28 protein-coding genes are annotated in these 19,527 nt (G+C 52.3%); 9 read left to right on the top strand and 19 right to left on the bottom strand.

Annotated elements, in window-relative coordinates:
- Positions 1-43 precede the first annotated feature (43 nt).
- Positions 44-886: a GNAT family N-acetyltransferase gene (locus KNP95_RS12575; protein WP_214837499.1), complete on the top strand. Its 843-nt coding sequence runs from the start codon at positions 44-46 to the stop codon at positions 884-886.
- Between the two features lie 12 nt (positions 887-898).
- Here KNP95_RS12575 and KNP95_RS12570 read toward each other — a convergent pair whose 3' ends face one another.
- The 4 genes from KNP95_RS12570 to KNP95_RS12555 are packed head-to-tail and all read right to left on the bottom strand — an operon-like array spanning position 899 to position 3,345.
- On the bottom strand, positions 899-1,846 hold the full coding sequence (locus KNP95_RS12570; protein ID WP_214837496.1) for an alpha/beta hydrolase: 948 nt from the start codon (positions 1,844-1,846) through the stop codon (positions 899-901).
- 59 nt (positions 1,847-1,905) lie between these two features.
- On the bottom strand, positions 1,906-2,262 hold the full coding sequence (locus tag KNP95_RS12565) for a hypothetical protein (protein WP_214837493.1): 357 nt from the start codon (positions 2,260-2,262) through the stop codon (positions 1,906-1,908).
- On the bottom strand, positions 2,262-3,017 hold the full coding sequence (locus KNP95_RS12560; RefSeq protein ID WP_021065913.1) for an HAAS domain-containing protein: 756 nt from the start codon (positions 3,015-3,017) through the stop codon (positions 2,262-2,264). Before KNP95_RS12560 ends, KNP95_RS12565 begins: the two co-directional genes overlap by 1 nt.
- Positions 2,992-3,345 (bottom strand): PadR family transcriptional regulator, encoded by a 354-nt coding sequence (locus KNP95_RS12555; protein WP_128123661.1) that lies wholly within the window; start codon positions 3,343-3,345, stop codon positions 2,992-2,994. The genes KNP95_RS12560 and KNP95_RS12555 overlap by 26 nt, the downstream gene beginning before the upstream one ends.
- Positions 3,346-3,515: 170 nt before the next feature.
- Here KNP95_RS12555 and KNP95_RS12550 point away from each other — a divergent pair, with 170 nt between their 5' ends.
- Positions 3,516-4,973, top strand: a complete 1,458-nt coding sequence (locus KNP95_RS12550) for an aldehyde dehydrogenase family protein (RefSeq protein WP_029594491.1) — start codon at positions 3,516-3,518, stop codon at positions 4,971-4,973.
- 44 nt (positions 4,974-5,017) lie between these two features.
- Here the strand turns inward: KNP95_RS12550 and KNP95_RS12545 are convergent, their stop codons facing one another.
- The 4 genes from KNP95_RS12545 to KNP95_RS12530 all read right to left on the bottom strand — a co-directional run bounded on the left by KNP95_RS12545 (position 5,018) and on the right by KNP95_RS12530 (position 7,065).
- A complete protein-coding gene (locus KNP95_RS12545; RefSeq protein WP_214837490.1) occupies positions 5,018-5,356 on the bottom strand; it encodes a zinc ribbon domain-containing protein YjdM in 339 nt (112 codons plus the stop codon).
- Between the two features lie 66 nt (positions 5,357-5,422).
- Positions 5,423-5,935, bottom strand: coding sequence for a GNAT family N-acetyltransferase (locus KNP95_RS12540; RefSeq protein WP_029594490.1), 513 nt, complete (start codon positions 5,933-5,935; stop codon positions 5,423-5,425).
- A 110-nt stretch (positions 5,936-6,045) separates the two neighbouring features.
- Positions 6,046-6,372 carry a four-helix bundle copper-binding protein gene (locus KNP95_RS12535; protein ID WP_021065908.1) on the bottom strand — a complete coding sequence of 109 codons (327 nt, stop codon included), beginning with the start codon at positions 6,370-6,372 and terminating at the stop codon, positions 6,046-6,048.
- An 81-nt stretch (positions 6,373-6,453) separates the two neighbouring features.
- Positions 6,454-7,065 carry a serine/threonine protein kinase gene (locus KNP95_RS12530; protein ID WP_029594488.1) on the bottom strand — a complete coding sequence of 204 codons (612 nt, stop codon included), beginning with the start codon at positions 7,063-7,065 and terminating at the stop codon, positions 6,454-6,456.
- A gap of 153 nt (positions 7,066-7,218) precedes the next feature.
- Here KNP95_RS12530 and KNP95_RS12525 point away from each other — a divergent pair, with 153 nt between their 5' ends.
- From KNP95_RS12525 to KNP95_RS12515, 3 genes are all read left to right on the top strand, one after another.
- Positions 7,219-8,115: an aldo/keto reductase gene (locus tag KNP95_RS12525; protein ID WP_021065906.1), complete on the top strand. Its 897-nt coding sequence runs from the start codon at positions 7,219-7,221 to the stop codon at positions 8,113-8,115.
- A gap of 286 nt (positions 8,116-8,401) precedes the next feature.
- On the top strand, positions 8,402-9,676 hold the full coding sequence (locus KNP95_RS12520; RefSeq protein WP_029594487.1) for a hypothetical protein: 1,275 nt from the start codon (positions 8,402-8,404) through the stop codon (positions 9,674-9,676).
- A gap of 122 nt (positions 9,677-9,798) precedes the next feature.
- Entirely contained in the window at positions 9,799-10,656 is an 858-nt protein-coding gene (locus tag KNP95_RS12515) for a pirin family protein (protein WP_021065904.1), read from the top strand.
- A gap of 24 nt (positions 10,657-10,680) precedes the next feature.
- On the opposite strand, the gene KNP95_RS12510 is transcribed toward KNP95_RS12515, so the two are convergent.
- From KNP95_RS12510 to KNP95_RS12495, 4 genes are all read right to left on the bottom strand, one after another.
- Positions 10,681-10,983, bottom strand: a complete 303-nt coding sequence (locus tag KNP95_RS12510; RefSeq protein WP_029594486.1) for a hypothetical protein — start codon at positions 10,981-10,983, stop codon at positions 10,681-10,683.
- Positions 10,984-11,051: 68 nt separating this feature from the next.
- Positions 11,052-11,513 carry a GNAT family N-acetyltransferase gene (locus tag KNP95_RS12505; RefSeq protein WP_165569441.1) on the bottom strand — a complete coding sequence of 154 codons (462 nt, stop codon included), beginning with the start codon at positions 11,511-11,513 and terminating at the stop codon, positions 11,052-11,054.
- A complete protein-coding gene (locus KNP95_RS12500) occupies positions 11,513-11,833 on the bottom strand; it encodes a hypothetical protein (RefSeq protein ID WP_029594483.1) in 321 nt (106 codons plus the stop codon). Before KNP95_RS12500 ends, KNP95_RS12505 begins: the two co-directional genes overlap by 1 nt.
- 56 nt (positions 11,834-11,889) lie before the next feature.
- The gene (locus KNP95_RS12495; protein ID WP_021065900.1) at positions 11,890-12,414 is read right to left on the bottom strand and encodes a GrpB family protein; all 525 of its coding nucleotides are present in this window, start codon (positions 12,412-12,414) and stop codon (positions 11,890-11,892) included.
- Between the two features lie 154 nt (positions 12,415-12,568).
- Here KNP95_RS12495 and KNP95_RS12490 point away from each other — a divergent pair, with 154 nt between their 5' ends.
- On the top strand, positions 12,569-13,111 hold the full coding sequence (locus tag KNP95_RS12490; protein WP_021065899.1) for a TraR/DksA C4-type zinc finger protein: 543 nt from the start codon (positions 12,569-12,571) through the stop codon (positions 13,109-13,111).
- Between the two features lie 140 nt (positions 13,112-13,251).
- Positions 13,252-13,731 (top strand): helix-turn-helix transcriptional regulator, encoded by a 480-nt coding sequence (locus KNP95_RS12485; RefSeq protein WP_029594482.1) that lies wholly within the window; start codon positions 13,252-13,254, stop codon positions 13,729-13,731.
- A gap of 17 nt (positions 13,732-13,748) precedes the next feature.
- Here KNP95_RS12485 and KNP95_RS12480 read toward each other — a convergent pair whose 3' ends face one another.
- The 3 genes from KNP95_RS12480 to KNP95_RS12470 form a co-directional block, all read right to left on the bottom strand.
- On the bottom strand, positions 13,749-14,741 hold the full coding sequence (locus KNP95_RS12480; RefSeq protein ID WP_214837485.1) for a M23 family metallopeptidase: 993 nt from the start codon (positions 14,739-14,741) through the stop codon (positions 13,749-13,751).
- Between the two features lie 168 nt (positions 14,742-14,909).
- Positions 14,910-15,089: a hypothetical protein gene (locus KNP95_RS12475; protein WP_214837482.1), complete on the bottom strand. Its 180-nt coding sequence runs from the start codon at positions 15,087-15,089 to the stop codon at positions 14,910-14,912.
- On the bottom strand, positions 15,089-15,886 hold the full coding sequence (locus tag KNP95_RS12470; protein WP_214837479.1) for a GNAT family N-acetyltransferase: 798 nt from the start codon (positions 15,884-15,886) through the stop codon (positions 15,089-15,091). Before KNP95_RS12470 ends, KNP95_RS12475 begins: the two co-directional genes overlap by 1 nt.
- A 71-nt stretch (positions 15,887-15,957) precedes the next feature.
- Here KNP95_RS12470 and KNP95_RS12465 point away from each other — a divergent pair, with 71 nt between their 5' ends.
- A complete protein-coding gene (locus KNP95_RS12465; protein WP_214837475.1) occupies positions 15,958-16,422 on the top strand; it encodes a GNAT family N-acetyltransferase in 465 nt (154 codons plus the stop codon).
- Here the strand turns inward: KNP95_RS12465 and KNP95_RS12460 are convergent.
- From KNP95_RS12460 to KNP95_RS12445, 4 genes are all read right to left on the bottom strand, one after another.
- Positions 16,403-16,990, bottom strand: coding sequence for a GNAT family N-acetyltransferase (locus KNP95_RS12460; protein WP_214837472.1), 588 nt, complete (start codon positions 16,988-16,990; stop codon positions 16,403-16,405). The two genes, KNP95_RS12465 and KNP95_RS12460, sit on opposite strands and share 20 nt — an antisense overlap.
- Before the next feature lie 91 nt (positions 16,991-17,081).
- The gene (locus KNP95_RS12455) at positions 17,082-17,675 is read right to left on the bottom strand and encodes an NUDIX hydrolase (RefSeq protein ID WP_214837469.1); all 594 of its coding nucleotides are present in this window, start codon (positions 17,673-17,675) and stop codon (positions 17,082-17,084) included.
- Positions 17,672-18,685, bottom strand: a complete 1,014-nt coding sequence (locus KNP95_RS12450; protein ID WP_353048994.1) for a S66 family peptidase — start codon at positions 18,683-18,685, stop codon at positions 17,672-17,674. Before KNP95_RS12450 ends, KNP95_RS12455 begins: the two co-directional genes overlap by 4 nt.
- 66 nt (positions 18,686-18,751) lie before the next feature.
- Complete coding sequence (locus tag KNP95_RS12445) at positions 18,752-19,057, bottom strand: hypothetical protein (protein WP_214837463.1); 306 nt, start codon at positions 19,055-19,057, stop codon at positions 18,752-18,754.
- Between the two features lie 147 nt (positions 19,058-19,204).
- Between KNP95_RS12445 and KNP95_RS12440 the strand changes: the two genes are divergently transcribed.
- Positions 19,205-19,519: a hypothetical protein gene (locus KNP95_RS12440; protein ID WP_214718927.1), complete on the top strand. Its 315-nt coding sequence runs from the start codon at positions 19,205-19,207 to the stop codon at positions 19,517-19,519.
- Positions 19,520-19,527: the final 8 nt, after the last annotated feature.

Below are 19,527 nucleotides of genomic sequence, written 5' to 3'. Positions count from 1 at the left end.
TGTACAGGAACAGACATAGAAGTTCAAAAAAGGAGCGAGCCCTATGCCCAAAAAGCCAATCACCAACCTCGAGTATTCGAACAAAGAACTCGAATCGTTTTTTTACTTTGCCGATGAGACGTTCGGCATCGATTTTCGCGAGTGGTACAAAGCTGGCGAATGGACTGACCACTATCGCTGTTATTCATTGACGTTCTATCGGAATGTCATCTCGAACGTCGGGATGAGCCGAATGACAGTGATGATGGACGGAACCGCGCGCGAAGCGTATCAAATCGGAACGGTCATGACGGACGAGATCCGACAAGGACAAGGGCTCGCCACCCGCATCTTTAAGCATTTGTTCAAGCAGCATGACACGGATGGGTTGCCTTATTTTTTGGCTTGTAACGAAGGGGTTACACCGTTTTACGAGCAACAGGGGTTCTCCGTCCAACCCGAACCGGAGCTATTCGTTTCAGTCTCGGGATCGGCTTCCCCACTCGAACATGTCGACGTCGATGCCGAACAGTGGCGCCGTTTCAAACTGGAGTCACTCCCGTTTTCACCGCGTCTGTATACGACAGACGACATGCACATTTGGATGTTCCATTACTATCAAGGGATGGACGAGGACGTGTATCGTTTCGATGACGTCCATGTCATTTATATGATTGAGAGCTCGCGCTTAAACTTGTATGCCGTGCTGTCGCCGCGACCTGTCGATATGCGTGACGTCGTGGCCCGCCTCTCCTTTGAAGGCATCACCGAAATCGTCTTTAAATTCACGCCCGATCTGGACGGTGTGGAACAACGTCCGTCCCGCGACGGCCAATGGATGATTCGCATGAACGAAGGACAATTTTTCCCGGAAGGTTGTCGCTTCCCTTATTTATCGAAAGCATGAAAAAAACTCGCCTTAGGGGCGAGTTTTTTGCGTATGGAAGGCATGTCCGAGCGACTGCGCCGCTTCTTTGACGGCTCGTCGCGCTTCCGGAACGTATGCGTAGTAGTTGACGAAGCCGTGGATGAGTCCTCCGTAATTGTGATACGTCACCGGGACACCGAGACTAATCAATTTATTGGCGTACGCTCGGCCGAGGTCACGGAGCGGGTCATATTCGGCCGTCAACAGCGTCGTCGGCGGCAGTTTCGCCAAATGTGGCGAAACGATTGGCGAGGCGTAGGGGTGGGTCAATTCAGTCTCGTCATGAAAGTATTGGTGTTGGAACCAACGAATCAACGCCTCGTCGAGCAAATAGCCGTTCGCATACTCGATTAACGATAACGGCAGATTCTCCTCGGTCCCCGTCACCGGATAAAATAACAGCTGATGCATGGCGAGGGGACGGCCTTGCTCGATGGCCATCAAAGCGCTGACCGTGGCGAGCGTCCCCGCAGCGCTGTCACCGCCGACGGCGATGCGCTCGGCATCGATTTCGAGTTCCGAGGCGTGATCCGCAATCCAAACGAGCGCCTCATAGCTGTCGTAGACGGCTGTCGGGAATTTATGTTCCGGCGCGAGTCGATAACCGACCGAGATGACGGTACAGTCGGCCTCATTCGCGATCGTCCGGCAAATCGCATCATGCGTGTCGAGACTCCCCGTGACATAGCCACCCCCGTGATAATAGACGAGGGCAGGGGCAAGCGTTCGACTCGATCGATAGATGCGGATTGGAAGTGAGCGATTCGGGAGCGTGATCCAGCGCTCCTCGACATCAAGCACATGTTCTCTATGTTGAAATCGGGTCATCATTGCGTCTTCTTGTCGTCTTAATTCGAGCGGATCCAATTGGTCATATGTGGTCGAGAGCTGATTTTGAAACTGGTTCAAATAAAATTGAATCGTCGGATTGACTGGCAATGGGAATCCCTTCTTTCTCTTTTAGGCGTTCAGTTGCCTATTCCCAGCCGCGTCCGACCTTAAGCAGATTCACGTGCTTTTTGCAAAGCACGACGATACATATACGCCAAAACGACACCACTCGCGTAAACAATGGTCCAGACATTCACGAGGATAGACTGGCCAATCGGCTTGAAGAAATAATCCCACGCCCTATCGACGTGCCAAACCATCGCCGTGGAAATGACATACGATACGATGAGCCCACATGCGAGCCACGGGAACATCTCACGCCGCCCAAACCACCACACACTCGACCACACGATCGCTGGAATCAGAAGATAACCGAGCGCATTCCCCCATAGAAAGTCTGCCGCTGTCACGAAAAAGCCCCACGGCAGATACAAGATCGCGACAAAAATGATTCGTCCGAGCATCATGCTTGCCCCTGTTGATTCTTTTTCCACCAGACGAACAAGAAGACCCCCATCCCGACGAACAGAATCAGCATCGAGAAAATAAGTTGTTGCTCGAGCGGCAAACTCGTCTGGGCAAACGCGTATTGTGGTCCGAATAAGAGAATCGGAATGATCAGATTGATCCATGTCTTCGTCCACACCGAGACGGTGAGCAACGTGACGACGGCCAGTCCGAACAATACGAGTTGACCGGTTGGACCGAACACGATCGTCGGGGTCTCGACGAAGATGTCGAGTATCATCAGCCCGAGGAACAATGTCATCGGCAGCGCAGCGAGCGTGATGTACGTCGCCCCATTTTTAAATTTGCTTTCTTTTGAGCGGACCGACATGTGGCGGAACGCTTGTGAGGCGGCCAGCAAGAACAGGACGGCGATGAGCGGGAACCCAATCAACTGGACCGTCGAGAATGTCATCTCGCCTTGAATAAAATTAGCGATGATGATGTAGGCGAACACGTTCGGAATGATCATCGCAACAATTTTGACGAATCCCTTCACGTCAAACGTCATCTCGCTTCCGAGGTGTTGCATGTAGTCTTTCGGGCTCTGGCCGACGACCTCGTCCACACCTTTTCCCGCTCGTTCCGCTTCTTCGAGATGGTCTTTTAACTCCTCGACAACTTCTTTTACTTCATCTTCCGATTTCCCGCTCGACATGAGATATACCGCCAAGTCATCCAAAAAATCACGACTCTTTTTTGAAAGTTCCATCTTCATTCCCCTCTCCGAGTACGCGGTCGACACCGCTTGACACTTCCGCCCAACGTTGTTTGAAGGCCAGCAACTCTTGGTGCCCCGCCTCCGTCAAAATGTAATATTTTCGTTTCGGTCCCCCTGATGGTAACGCTTTTTGGACCGTCTCGACCCACCCTTCTTTCTTCATCCGTAACAGGACCGGGTAAATACTGCCCTCACTCACCATCGTGAATCCGTACGCCTGCAACTTCTCCGACATCTCATAGCCGTACGTCTCTCCTTTATCGATGATGGCCAACAGGCAACCTTCGAGCAATCCTTTTAACATTTGACTCATCGCCATGGCGTATCCTCACTTTCACCAAACTAACTTGTTATACATAATAGTAATGGAAGGAGCTACCATTTGCAACTACTTTGTAAAACAAGTTAGTTGCGCATCGATAGGTTTAATTTTTCAAATCAGGTGAATACTTCTTAAGGTGAAGCAAAAAGATAAAGGAGTGTTTGAACATGCATACCGATTTTACGAAGATGTACATTGATGGCCAATGGGTCGAAGGATCAAGCGACAAATCGATCGATAACACCAACCCGTTCACGGACGAGACATTGTTCTCGATTCGTTCGGCCGACGAGTCTGATCTCGACAAGGCTTATGCCGTTGCGAAAGAAGCACAAACCGAATGGGCGACGATGCTGCCACAAAATCGACGGGCCTTGATTGAGAAGTTCGCCGAAGTGACGTTACAACATAAAGAAGACATCATCGAGTGGCTCGTCAAAGAATCGGGTAGCACACGTATCAAAGCAGAAGGTGAATTTTTAGCATCGATGGCGATCATCAAAGAAGCGGCGACGTTCCCGTTCCGCATGGACGGACTCATCAAGCCGTCAATCGTCCCGAACAAAGAGAATCGGGTTTACCGGAAACCGCTCGGTGTCATCGGCGTCATCAGCCCATGGAACTTCCCGTTCCACCTCGCGGTCCGCTCAATCGTCTCCGCGCTCGCGACGGGCAATACCGTCGTCGTCAAACCGGCGACAGCGACACCGGTCACAGGTGGTCTCCTGTTCGCCTCGTTATTTGAAGAGGCGGGTCTTCCGAAAGGCGTCTTGAACGTCGTCGTCGGTCGCGGTTCGGAGATCGGGGACGCCATCGTCGAGCATCCGGTGCCAAAACTCATTTCGTTCACTGGTTCGACCGAGGTCGGCAAAGGCATCGCCGAGAAGGCCGGACGCCTGTTGAAGAAAACAGCGCTCGAACTCGGCGGGAATAACGTCTTCGTCGTGTTAGACGACGCCGACATCGACCGTGCCGTCGAATCGGCCGTCTACTCGAAGTTCTATCATCAAGGGCAAATCTGTATGTCGACGAACCGGATTCTCGTCGCCGAGTCGATTCACGATGCGTTCCTTGAAAAATTTGTGGAGCGGGTTCGCGCCTTGAAGTTCGGCAACCCGAACGAATCGGATACACAAGTCGGGCCGCTCATCGATCACGATCAAGTCGACCGCATCCTCGATCAAATCAAGCAGACGGTCGACGCCGGTGCGACGCTCCAGGTCGGCGGCAACGCTGACGGGAACGTGCTCGAGCCGACCGTCGTGAGCGGTGTCACGAATGACATGCCACTCGCAAAAAATGAGATTTTCGGACCGGTCGCCGTCATTCTGTCGTTCAAAGATGACGCCGAGGCGCTGAAACTCTCGAACGAGTTGCCATACGGACTGAGCGGTGCCGTCCACGGTTCAATCTATCGCGCGACCGAATTCGCACGCCAAGTCGAGACGGGGATGATTCACGTCAACGACCAATCGGTGAACGATGAGCCGCACTTGCCGTTCGGTGGTGAGAAAGATTCTGGTCTTGGCCGTTTCAACGGCGAATGGGTGCTTGAGGAGTTCACGACGCTCCAATGGGTATCCGTCATGCACGAACGCCGCGAATACAAACCATTCTTTTCATAAACAGCAAAAAGCGTGTTGGTCCGCGAACGGATCAACACGCTTTTTTAGATTTTTTTCACGAACTCCGATTTGAGCTTCATCGCACCGAAGCCGTCAATCTTGCAGTCGATGTCATGGTCCCCGTCGACGAGACGGATGCCTTTCACTTTCGTGCCTTGTTTGACGACGAGCGACGTCCCTTTCACCTTTAAATCTTTGATGACCGTGACCGTGTCCCCGTCTTGGAGCACGTTTCCGTTCGCGTCTTTGATTTGCGCGTCCGCTTCTGCTTCAGCCGCCTCACTCGGTGACCACTCGTACGCACATTCTGGACAGACGAGCAAGCTCCCGTCCTCATACACATAAGACGATTGACACTTCGGACAATTCGGTAGTTCTGTCATGCTGATTCCTCCATTCGATTCACTGTCCCCAGTATACCGTATTTTCGGAACGTCGACAGCTAGCGGTCAGCCTTCTTGCGGAGCCTCGGGGCCTTTCAAATCGAGTTGATAAAACGATAAGTCGAGCCACTTCCCGAACTTGTAGCCGGCTTTTTTAATCGTACCGGAATGGACGAACCCTAACTTTTCATGTGCTTTGACGCTCGCGATATTGGCTGCATCGATGCCACCAATCATCGTCTTCACATCCCGCTCTTCACCGATCCGGATAATTTCTCGGAGCAACTTGTTGCCGATGCCTTTGCTGCGGTATCCAGGATGGACGTACACCGAGTGTTCGACCGTATAATGATAGGCCGGCCAAGGACGAAACGGTCCAAACGTGGCAAAGCCCATCACGACGTCCCCTTCCTCCCATACGATGATGGGAAGTCCGGCCGCTTTTTTCTCCTCGTACCAAGCGATTCGATTTTGAAGCGTCACCGGTTCGTAGTGATAGACGGCGGTACTGTTGACGATGGCATCGTTATAAATATGTAAAACAGCTTGAAGATCATCTCGACGACAATTGCGAATCATGAGAACACCACTTTCATACGTTTTCTTCATTATACTTATCTCGATTTCAAAATACACCTGGCGATTCGCTCCCACATAAAAAAGTCAGCCGTTTTGACTGACTTTTCACATTATGCTGCCAAACGATCGCACATCGAGGCGCACTCGACGCAGACGCGCGCACATTCTTGGCAATGGGCATGCTTATGTTTCTCGCATTCCTGGGCACACGCCTTACAGACGACCGCACAAGCCCGGGCGAGTTCGGGCACGAACGCCGAATCTCGCGTCATCGCCTCGGCGAGAAACGAACAGATGGCGGCGCACTCCCGGTCGAGCCGGATGCAGTCAACCATCATCTTGACGTCATGTTCTTCCAGGCACGACTCGAGACAGTAATTACACGTCTCCACACAGTCACGTAACGTCTCCAGTTCATTTGCATAAATCCGATGCATACAATCAGCCTCCTTTTCCAAAACGAAGTGACAGTCACATCCTCTTTGTTCCCTAATCTTCAAAAGAAAAACGACCGTCGACTAGTGTCTCGGATCGTTCACAAACGTGCGGTATAAATAGGCGACTCCGTTCAACAAACGCTCTGAATAGCGCTTCGGCATGAAACGGAGCCGATAAAACCGATACATCCGCTTCAAATCTTCCCATTGGTGATCGACGTGCTGTCCTTGGCGGAAGCGGGCCAAGTCGATTAAATAAATACGGCCTTCCGGCGTCAAAATCAAATTGCGCAAATGAACGTCCGACGGCGTCAGCCCGAGGTTTCGTGCCGCGATGAGCGCTGCATCGACTTGCTGAATGTACGACGCATCAATCCAAATCCCTTCCGTCAAACATTCGAATAGCGTCTTGCCCTCGATGTAGTCGATGACGATATAATTCACACCTGCTTCATACAAGCGTGGGAATTGAGGTAACCCTTCGAGCGTTCGATAAATCACAGCCTCTTCAGCTGCGATATGCGTATAATCCGGAAAGAACACTTTGATGACGAGTCGCGTGTCTTTTATGCGAAACACGGCGGCACTGCGCCCAATCCCGTGCAGTTCGAGATCGGCATGAGCGGCGGTCACGTATGTTTCCTGACCTTGTTGCTCAAACGTGACGTTCGCATATTGTTCGTAATGATTCATAAGTCACTCCTCTTTTTCTAATCATCTCTGTCTCATCATAACTGAAATCGCTTTAGTTTGACTCGGTTCATGTCCTTCCAATACGCCCCAAAAGTGACGCCCTCCTGTTTTATCCTTATAATGAAAGCGACAAACAATGAGGAGGAACTTACCATGCAACGCATCGAACTGACAGAAGACTTATCATTCTCACGAATCATTCACGGCATGTGGCGTTTGGCCGAATGGGACATGAGCCCGCAGGAACGCCTCACTTTCATCGAACAATGTATCGAACTCGGCATCACGACGTTCGATCACGCTGATATATACGGTGGCTATACGTGTGAAGGATTGTTCGGCGAAGCGCTTCGTCTCAAGCCATCACTCCGCGATCAAATCGAGATTGTGACGAAGACCGGCATCAAGCTGACAGGCTCTTTCAACCCTGGCCAATCCATCAACCATTATGATACGACGAAAGAACATATCATCCGTCAAGCCGAGCGCTCGCTACAGGAGCTCGCCATCGATCAGATTGACACGCTTTTGATTCACCGTCCCGACCCGCTCATGGACCCGGACGAAGTCGCCGAGGCGTTCATCACGTTGCAACGAAGCGGAAAAGTGCGTACGTTCGGCGTCTCGAACCATGTGCCGGCAACCCAACAGTTGTTACAGTCACGTTTACCGTTCCAACTCGTGACGAACCAGCTTGAGCTCTCACCGATGCAACTGAAGCATTTTGAAGATGGTACTGTCGACCTATGCCACGAGAAACGGATGCCACTCATGGCGTGGAGCCCTCTCGCCGGCGGACAACTGTTCACCGAGGCCGCTTACGCACCGCTTCGTGAAAAATTGGAGGAAATCAGCGATCGACATCAAGCGGGCGGCATCGACGCCGTCGTCTACGCGTGGCTCTTGAAGCACCCGGCCAAGATCATGCCGATCGTCGGATCTGGGAAAATTGAACGAGTTCGGACCGCCGTCGATGCGCTTCAGATTGACCTGACGCGAGAAGAATGGTTCGAAATTTTGAAGGCGGCCCGTGGTCGCGACGTGGATTGAAGGTAAAAATAAACAAATAACCCCTTTTTAATTCCATTTTGTTATTTTCGACGATTTTCGTCATTTTCAAGAACGTCTACATCACAACGTTCATTCGTCAAAAATCGACACGTGTCAAATGGAGAAATTCCATTTCATATCCATAAGTGTAAAACAAGCCCGTTCAGTTCAAGTGGAGCGGGTTTTTTGATTTTTTTAAAAAAAATCGCATTAATTTTCCTAAGACTATAGTCACAAAAAAATGGTGCTAAAATGATGAAAGTTAATCATTAAAGGAGTGCACCCTGTGAAAAAGTACCTGATTCTTTGTACGCTCGCCATGTTGTTCGTCCTGTTCGGATGCGAAGAAGAACATGCATTTCGTTTACATACGGCTCCAGAGTACTATCAAGGTCGCGCCTCTCTGCCTTCTGGTCAACAAATCGAGATGACCGAGTCCGACCGGACGAACGTCCTTGATGCCTGTTACCCAGAGGACGCCATCACCCGTGCGCCTGATGGAGAGCGTCTCTTGATTGGCACGGTCAAATTGAGCCAACCGCTTACGACCACGGCCTCGACCGAAGTCTTTCCGACCGCCACATTTTTTGAAGTGGAAAATCAAACCTACGTCCAATGCCAAGCCGACACCATCACCTATATGAAACAAATCGATGCGTTGCCGGATAGTCTCACTCCGTACCGCGACCAAGCCGTCTCATCATCCGCGACGTCGAAGCTTCGAGTTGCGCAACCGCACGAGCAAGTCCATTTCACCGAAGAGATGAAAAAACCGGTCGGCAATGAGCCTTATCCAAAACGTCACGGTTTCGAACAGACGCTCGTCCACGTGACGATGCCGTTCAACGGTTCGTTCGAATTCACGTTCGAGTCACCCGAATCGCGTGAGACCATCACGTTGCCCATCAACGAATCGTCACGTCAACCGTTCCTGTCCCTCGGCTTAGGGACCGAAGTGTCTCAAGACACGCAACAGTACGGGCTCCATCTGTCATCCGATCAGACGTTATATGAGGACGTCCTGCGACCGCAGGATGCCACCTACGATCGAATGCTCGGGGCACGGCAGGCGAGCACGCTCCCGACCAAACTCGTTCCGAACGAGCGCTATCCACTGTTCAGTTTCTCCTTCATCCGCGATGGCAAACCTTATAAACAAGTCGTTTCTATCACCTATAAAGAAGAGACGTTGTTGCACGGCGACCGCTTGAAAACAAAAATGCGGCAACAATTCGCCAATCGACGTCACGTCGTCGCCCATGAACTGGCTCTAATCGGCACAGAATCAAAAGATGCACCGTTCTTGCATCATGCCAACGCCGAGACCGTCCAGTTCGTGTTTCAAGCCATCGATCGCTCAAAAGCCGTGGCCACGGCCGGAACCCCAGCGCCGACCCCTTATTTGACGGTGTTCGAGGGCATTTGTGCTCAAACGTTCGATCTCAGTTACACGGAAGACGATGTAATTTTGACAAACACGAAGACAGGCTCACATTTCAAATTGCTCCGCGCCGATGCCGAACGGTGGCGCGACCTTTCCATCGGACAAGCAAACAACTGACGACACTTTTCAAGCCAGACTGGCTCACCGGTCTGGCTTTACACGTTATATAGGCAAAATCGGAAAGCCTCCTTGGCTCGCTATGCGACAATGACAACAAACAGTGCAAAGGAGAGAGTGTGATGACGAAACGATTCGAGCGCGACGTCGCCAGCCATTGGCCGGTCGCCTATAAACAAAACGGATATCCGCACGTGCAGCAGGGTTGGGTCTTGCCTCCGGAACGAAAAGACGAGTTCGACCCGTTCATCTTGATGGCCGAGGACTGGTTCAAGCGGGGAACGTTCTCTGACCATCCTCACCGCGGCTTCCAGACCATTACCTACGTGATTGACGGACGACTTGAACATATCGACAACCATGGCGGACATTCGATTTTAGATGCGGGTGACGTTCAATATATGAATGCGGGCTGGGCGGCACGTCATGCCGAGGAGGCCGTCGACGACGACTTGATTCATACGCTTCAACTATGGCTCAACTTGCCGAAAACACTTAAAACGACGACGACATCTTACCAAAACGTATATGTCGAAGAGGCACCGCTCGTGCCGATTGACGGAGGACACGTGCGTGTCTATTCGGGTGACATCGCCGGAGTGACCGGACCGATGGACAGTCTCGTCCCCATCACGATGAGCGAAGTGAGCTTACAGAGTGGGGCCGCCTATGAGCACATCATCCCGACGAATCATAACGCTTTCGTCTACGTTCTCGCGGGTTCCCTCGAACTCGGAACATCAGCGACACCGCTTGCGAAGACGCACGCGGCGACGCTCACGTACGATGAGACGAGTGACGGTGAGAGCGTGGTCCGCCTCAAAGCGACGTCACGTGCGAAACTGCTCATCTACTCAGGTAAGCCGATTCGGGAAGACTATATCGCCCACGGTCCGTTCGTCATGAACACCGAAGAGGAGATTCGTCAGGCGTTCCGCGACTACCATGCCGGTGGTTTCGGTCCCCCGGCCGTCAAATAAAATAAGCCGCGCCTAGGGCGTGGCTTATTTTTTATCTGGCATGAGCACGGTCTGCTGCGTCGGGACGCGACCGATCGGGACGGTCCGTTCGACGAGGACATAGCGCTTACCGTCTACTTCAAACTTCCGGTCGCCGAGATAATGGGCCGACTTCCCGTCTTCATACAGCTTCGTCAAAATCGCCGGCACATATTCATTCAAGTTCGTGTAATGCTCATCGAGCGTCATGACGATATTGCCTTTGCCATAGCCCAACCATTGGTTCGACATGAATAACATGAGCGAAATGGTGCCGATGACACCGATGACTAAAATGACTGTCTCCATCAAATCCTCCCCGATCTCGTATGTGTTTAAATGGCGTGATTATCGTACGCCAAGACTAATCTTCTACTTTAGAGATGCTTCACGACGAACTGTCGCTTCGGTTGAAAGCCAATTTCGCTATAGAACGCGGCCGCCGCTTCGTTCACCGACCAATAATCCAGTTCGATTGACGGAAATCCGTGTGCGATGGCATAGCGTTCCACTTCTTCCATGACCAAGCGTCCATACCCTCGCCGCTTCGCCTCCGGGTTAATGCTGATTTGATGCACGTAGAGTGTCCGGACAGCTTTCCGAAACGCGTTCGCCTCACTCACTCGCTCTTGAAAACAGACGTAGCCGACTGTGTCTCCGTCGACCTCTGCCGTGAAGAAATGATAATCGTCTCGCGCCATCATCTCCGAAAACGCCGCTTCCATCGAGGCGTGATTGTAAGGCGCAAAGAACGCCGGCGCCAACTGAAGATGATGTTCATGGATTGGACAGTTCAACGTCGCAATCAACGCCGCATCGTCGGTTCGTATCAACTGCATCATAACGGCCACGAACCTTCATTTTTATAGTCCCGCGTCTCCGTGACCCCGTGCGGCTTTTCATCCCCACGCAACGTATGGTTTGTCGTTTCCTGCTCTTTGCCGTGCAAACGGTGTTGAATCGGACGGGCCAGGAAGTAGCCGCCGAACAAGGAGACCGGGAAAATGATAAAGGCGGTTCCTAGAAACAGGTAGGCGTATGCACGCATCTCGTCTGTTCCGACGAAGTGATTGACGCCATAGCGCAATCCAAAAAATAAGCCGACAAATAACAGTGCGACAAACGCGTACTCGATACATTTCCCGAGAAATCGTTTCATCTCATGACCCCCCTCAACTGATTAGTTTTCTGTACGAGATGAAACGGTAAAATGTTTCAAATTTGTTGGCGAGACATATACCACAACGTCGCCTCCTGCTCGGTCGCGGATACCCAGTCTTGTTTTCCTTGGATATAGCTCTCGATATCTTCCGGATGCTGGCTCGCCAATTGTTGTTTAAGCGCCGCATACTCGTCCCGTACGTCTGGGAACGTCATCAAATAATCGCGGAACGCGAGATGGCGGGTCACGCCTTCATCCCCTTCCTCGAACATATGGACGTGAATCGTCCGGACGTCTTCTCCTTTAGCGAAGAAGCGCCGTCTCGGAATCCCATGCTCGCCGAAACTTCGATACCCGAGTGCCTCCATGTGCCCGACCCATTCATCAATCCGCTCGATTTCTCGTACGACCGGCATGATGTCGATAATCGGTTTCGCATCGAGTCCCGGCACCGACGTGCTTCCGATGTGATGAATGGCGACGATTTCCCCTTCAAACAAGCGTTCGAGTTTGGACGCCTCTTCCTTGAATTTCGTCTCCCATATCGGATCATACGGGACGACCTCTACTTTTCTCATGGTCCATTCCCTCCTTCACAATAATCGTTCCGTCTCTTTAATCATACCCGTTTTTCAAATCGTTTAGAAATCACCTTCGCCAATCGAAAGGTTTGTACCGTCGCAAAATGGGAAATGCTAATATTAATGAAATCAGAACTGGAGAGTGGACCGCATGTTGACACAACAGCAGATTGATACGTTCAAAGAACGTCTATTAAAAGAGAAAGCGAAGACCGAAGGATATATGGAAAATCGGGAAGAAGTATATGACGAAGGGGAACTGTCCCACTACGATAACCATCCGGCAGACTCAGGAGAAGAATTATTCTTGCGCGAACGCGACCAAGCGCTAACTGAGCTCGATGAAGAGTTCTTGAGTGACGTCGACAAGGCGTTGCTCGCCATCGAGAATGGGACGTATGGAAAATGTGAGGTGTGCGGCGAAGACATCGAGTTGGACCGTCTTGAAATCATCCCTGAGGCGACGCTCTGCATCCAGCACGCGCGCGAGCAAGAAGAGAACGAGCACTTGACCGACCGCGAACGTCCGGTCGAAGAGGACGTGCTCAATCCATCTGAGACGGCTGCCCGGAAACAACTCGATGGGACCGACGAACCAGGCCAAAGCACGGATGCGTTCAGCCAAGTCGAAGATTTCGGGAGTTCGGACACGATTGCCGATAGCGAGGGCAATCATGACCCGACACGTGAATAACATCAGTCAGTGACCGAGCGAAAGGAGTCCCTCTCCTTTCGCTTTTTTGATGGCTCGAGGAAACGCCCTTCTTCATCCGATATCTTCCATCTTTCTATACCGCGTGATACACTGTGTAAAAATACACTTTAGGAGCAGGTATGCATACAAAAGAAACGTTTTCCGAACTGATTTCAAGCAAGCTCAAACTGATTCGTACCGAGCAAGGATTATCGCAAGAAGAACTATGTACGCTCGTCGGCATCTCGAAAAAAACGTTGATTCAAATCGAGAAGCGACGTCTGAACGCGAACTGGACGACGACGGTCGCCATCTGCGCTCTATTCAATCAAAGCCCATATCTCCATTCGTTGATTGGGGATCAACCAATCGAGTTCATTCGTCTCGTCGCCCATACCGACCCGAGCCTGGCGACGAAAACGTTGGGCGGACACGTCTGGTGGACGACGATTGAGCATCAAGGGAAATACCGGATTCAACAGAATATGGTCAGTCAACATTACCGGATTCTCGACCACGACGACTTCCGCTGGTTCAGTACGTTCGACCGTGACGAGGCGTTCCGGAAATTAATCGAACTGCGCGCGACCCATGATGAGAAGGGAGACACAAAAAAATGACGCAACGAATCGTTGCGTCAATACGTCGCTTTGATGGGCGACGCGCCACCGAGCACTTCGGCGACATCCATCGGGTTGACCGTGTTGCCGGCCGAACTTGATGAATAAGCATATTCTCCTTGATGCACTTCGAAATGGAGGTGCGGACCTGACGAGTTGCCCGTGTTGCCGATTTGGCCAATGCCTTCGCCTTGGAGCAACGTCTGGCCTGTCTTCACTTCGATTTTATGCATATGGGCGTAGACCGTCGTCCACTTTTGACCATCGATTTCATGCTCGATGAAGACGTGTTTCCCATACAGGCCGCCTGATTTGACGTCCGTGACCGTCCCAGCCGCCGCCGCATAAATCGGTGTGCCGACGTTCGCCGCGATATCGAGCCCGTTATGGAACGTATATCCGAACTGGCCGCTTGCCGGTCCGTAACCTTGTGACAGACGTCCGGTCGCTGGCATCATAAACTTGTCAGGCGCAAGCGCCGCCGTTTGTTGCTTCAAGTCTTTCAATTGGGCCGCTTGCCCTTTCAACTGCTTATAGGCAGCCACGTGAGCCGAGCGGGCTTGTTGTCGCTCTGCTTTCACGTCCGCCCGTTTGCTCTCAAGCGCTTTTAATGATTGTTTCGTCTCAGCTTGTTTGGCTTGCAAATCACGCTTCGTCTCTTCAGACTCCGCCGCCTCTGCCTTGGCGCTCGGGAGCACGGTTGACAACACTTGTTTGAATAGAGACTTGTCAGCTGTCTCCGGATTCAATGCCGTCTCGAATGACGCGAGTTTCGATTTGGTCTGCTCAATCTTCTGATCGATTGCTTTCGCGCTCTGATCGATCGTTTCGACGTGACGTTTGGCTTTGGCGACCGATTGTTTCGACGTTTGAATCCGTTGTTCGGTCTGTTGAAGCGATTTCGTCGTCTTGACGAGGTCTTGCGGGGTAATTTGATCCGCGGATACGGCTGAAGTCCCTGATAGAATCAGGACGCCTGTACCGAAGGTGACGAGTAGTTGTTTCCACATATATTGATAAAACCTCCAGATTGGATGATTCGCTAGCTTGATTAAAAAGCTACAAGTGCGAATATAGCATCCACGTCTGAAAAGTTCAATATATGAAGCATTTCATTTGTATGTCGAACATATCAAAACAGTGAACTCGCCATCCATAAACTTCATTGAAATTTCACATCATCGCCTTCGTTGTAGGACGATGACGATGATACTGACGGCAGCGAGGATGGTCAGCGCCGGTCCGCCGAACAAAAAGAGTCGATTCAGGCCCGATGGTAGATTCGTTGTCAGGCCGAGAATCGTGAACAAGTTCCCGACAATCAGACCGAGCATGAGGACAGGCAACAGGACGCGCATTACGTCTCTATCCCGGGCTTGATCATCTCGAATTGAGCAATCTCGTCCTGGACGAACCCGAGCTGTCGCGCTGCCGAGAGCAACGCCGGGCGATCCGACGTCAACGTGAGTCGAATCGGCCCTTCGGCCGCGGCCGCACGCAATAACCACGCGGCGTCCTCGTCGCGACCGAACACATCCAGCAACAGACTGCCCCGGAAGAGCAGTGCTCCGCTCGTCTCCCCTTCCCTCACTCGCACGAGCTCGGTCTGTTGTTGCGTTGTGCGGACATCGACTTGCCAAATCGGTGTGTGCCCCGCTGCCGGATAATACGTATCGAACAGTTCAAGGATCGGTGCCGGTTCCCGTGTCGCGTTCGTCTCGGTCGGTACGGATTGAAAGTACATAATCTCTCGGACGACACGGTACCCGAGTCGGTCATAGAGGGCGAGCGCGGGATCGTTCCCTTGAATGACCTCGAGCAGACGCTTCCCAGTCGCCTGTTCATCGAACTGTCGCATCAATTCGTGTGCGATGCCGAGATGTCGATAATCAGGGGCGACGGCCAAGCCGCCGCAACGAGTGACCCATCCCGTATCGAGGTGCGCCACGCCGCTCAACATGACGGCAACAGGCCGACCGTCCGCATAGGCGACGACGGAACGCGTCGGCTGGTTTTGATCGCGGACGAGGAAAACGGCCTCGAACTGGGCCTCATTCATGTCAAAGCGAATCATGTAATCGGAAAAGCCGTCCATGAAGGCTCGATACAAATCTTGGAGCGGTGGATGTTGGACATAAGAAATCACTGGATGCATCACGTGTTCGTTCCCTTCACTTATATTTCGGTATACTGGTGGAGACAGCTAATCATGGAGGAGGATTCATCATGACGACGAGACTCGAACCACTTCGAGAGGCCCATTGGCCCATCTTGAACACATTCACGTTACCGCTCGATCAAGAAAAATATACGACACTCCCGATCGACCTCGATTCCCCCCTCTTAGACGGGATTCATCCTATCGTCATCGTGGCCGAGGAGCCCGTCGGCTTCTTTTTGCTCCATGATACGGAACGGGTCGCCTCGTATACAGAGGCAGACGACGCATTGTTGCTCTCGATGTTCTCGATTAACCGTTCGGCGCAAGGGAACGGCCATGCCAAAGCGGCACTCCACCAGTTGCCGAACTATGTACGAGCCCACTTCCCTCATAAACACGAGGTCGTGCTATCGGTCAATCTGAAAAACGAAGCCGCCTTTTCCCTTTATCAGACGGTCGGCTTCATCGACACGAAGCGCCGAATCGACGGCCCCATCGGCCCGCAGCGCATCATGTCGCTAGCGGTCTAAGTTCGCCTGGCAACAGGCCATACACGGCCGTGTCCGTCAGTCGTATCCCATCAGCGGACAAGTCTTCGTTCCGGAGCATGCCTTCTAGCTGAAAGCCGAGCCGTTCCGGAATCAAGCGACTGCCTTCGTTTGTCGACTCGCAGCGAATCTCGATCCGTTTGAAATCGAACTGGGCGCAACCGAAACGGACGACCGCCTCGACCGCTTCCGTCATATAGCCACGACCGGTATGCGTCGAATCGAGCCAATACCCGATTTCCGCTTTCGGGACGTCCCAATCAATCCCGAACAGGCTGACCGTCCCCACGAACGTCCCCGTCTCCCGTAAAAAGATGAGATACCGGAAACTTTCGCCTGTTCCGTACAATTCTTGCGCCCGTTGTAAATTCGCTTCCGTCTCAGACAACGTCGGTACGTCTTGCGCGAACGGGAGCCATCGCTTCAACTCTTCATGCGATCTCCGAATCGACTCGTTAACGACACGCGCATCCGTATCGGCGAGCGGTGCCCGTAAATACAGACGCGCCGTCTCCAAGCCGAGCGGGATTGTGTCTGGTCCTGTTTTCATCTTTCTTCCCCCTCTTTACTTACGAAAACACCAAATGAGCAAGCCGCCCATCCCGACCACCAGCACGACGTGAAGCAGTTGCCATAGGACTTCAATCATGGCGTTCCTCTTGAGCGGTTTTTACACCCGCCAGCACTTGCTCCCAGTAGTTGGTCGGGTGTGGTACGAGATCGCGTTTCGTCACGACCCGTGTCTCTCCCGAGATGACCGATGTTGTCTCCACCTCGGATTGCGTCCCGTCAATAAGTGCGTGCAGCGCCGTGATCTCGACCGAGACGACATCGGCCACTTCCGCTTCGTCCAACGTGAACGCTTCGCCATCATACGCATAGACATACGTATGGGCGAACTCGCGGTCTAAAAACGTATCCGTCTCGATGACGTCTTCGAAGACGCCGAGCGGGGTCAGTTGATCGAACGTCAATTCGAGTCCTAACTCTTCTTGAATCTCGCGCACCCCGTCACGAACGGTCTCCCCGGCGGTCAAGTGCCCGGCGGCCGTGATATCGAACAACGCGGGGAAGTCCGCCTTCGTATCGCTGCGAAGCTGTAACAAGAGGCGGTCGTGATCCATCATCCAGCAGTGGAACGTCTCATGCCAATCCCCGTCCCGATGAACGTCTGCCCGTGATTTCAATCCGATTTTCTTCCGACGGTGGTCGACGATTGTAATGAACTCGATCATGACGTCACCCCGTTCTCTAAAAATGTGATCGTTCCCGCCGTCGCGTCAAGTTCAACCTCGATGCCAATCGGAAACACATGGGACGGGAACGTATGCCCGATATCGACGTTCGTCAAAATCGGGAAGTCGACGTCTCCGAGCACTTCGAGCAACAAGTCCTCAAATGAAAACGGCGCGCCGGCCGCATCGAAATGTTCATGCTTTCCGATGACGAGACCGCTGATGACGTCGAACACCCCGGCGAGCTTGAGCATGCTGAGGGAACGCTCCTCGTCCGCCATCGTCTTGAACGAGTCTTCTAAAAAGAGAATCGCACCGGTCACATCAGGGAAATAATCAGACTTCAAAAAGCCGGTCATCGTGTTCATGTTCCCACCAATCAGCTTGCCGCGGGCCTGTCCGTCTCGAAGGGTTAGCCATCCGTCATTTGGACGGAACGTCTTCTCCCGGTCCTGGGTCGACCAATCGATCATCTCCTCGGTCCACTCTCGGGGCACATCGAGCGTATACGGTGCCGTCCGTTCTAAACCGAGCACCTCTCGCACATACCGTTCTCCGTCGGCAAACATCGTCTCGTATTCTCCGAACGACGGCACGATGGCCGGACCGTAAAACGTCGTCACTCCCGTCTGCGTATAACAAGCGAGGAGAAGTGCTGTCACATCGCTATAGCCCATAATGATTTTCGGCTGACGTCGCAACGCCTCATAGTCGATATACGGCAATAGCGAGTTCGAATTCGTGCCGCCAATCGTGCTGATGATCGCTTTGACGTCCGGGTCACGCAATAGCACGTTGACCTCTTCGGCCCGCTCTTGAATCGAGGCCGAGCGATATCCTTCCGAACGATGCGTGCATGAGCCTTCACGAACGATGAACCCCATCCGTTTCAGTTGTTCGATTCCGCGCGTGTATCGTTCCGGGAACCGTGCCGGTGCCGGGAACGACGGTGTGATGATTCCAATCGTGTCTCCCGGTCGTAGCGCCGGGGGGTGCTTCTTCGTTAACACAGTCATCCCTCCATCAAGTGCGATGCCTTCACTGTACGAGTTTCAAGAGTCGGATGACAACCTAGTTCAAAACAAATCAGGGTCTTCCGAAAGGGTCCGTGCTTTTCGGATTTTCTGCGGCCGTCCGGTCCAACCAAGTGTGAGAAAGAAGAAACCGCCTCCGATGACACAGGACAACCCGACCAATCCGGCGACTATGCCATCAAATCCGAAGCGTTCCCCGCTCACGACGAGCAACAGTGGCGAAAAGACAAAGGCAATGCCGAGCAATAACGCGCCACCCCACATCCGTCGCCGTGGAAACCCGATTGTCCACCAGCCGAATGCCACCAATCCTAAAACGATTAATCCAATCATTCCGATTAGAACCATCCTCAGCGCCTCCACTCTTCAAATTGTCTTGTTTTATTCCGCGTCAACAATTGAAAATCCTGTCAAAAAGACACTATAGAATTCCTGCAAACCGGGTAAATAACTATTGAAAACCATCGTACCGGAATCGCACAGAGGAGGAACACCATGAGAACCCGACTCATCTTTGCTCTGGCATTTATCGGTCTTTTTTTAGTTGCTGTTTATTGGATCAGCACACGGGACGACCATCAAATCGAAGGACGAATCGAACAGATTGACATCCCACAGCTGATGATTGGACCACATGACTTGTCAGACGACGAGTTAACGCTGCAGACGATATTAATCAACGAACGAACGAAAGTGACAGGAGAAGCGAACGATGTGCAACAACTCCGGGTCGGACAAGTCGTCACGGTCGAACTCGATCGCGACGCCAAGTTGAAAATCGCGGTATCGATTCACGTTCAACCCGATTGAGTCGTTTC

The sequence above is a fragment of the Exiguobacterium sp. s36 genome, assembly GCF_018618345.1.
GTDB lineage: Bacteria > Bacillota > Bacilli > Exiguobacteriales > Exiguobacteriaceae > Exiguobacterium > Exiguobacterium chiriqhucha.
Note: the sequence above shows the minus strand (reverse complement) of the source record. Positions and strands in the feature narration are given on the sequence as shown.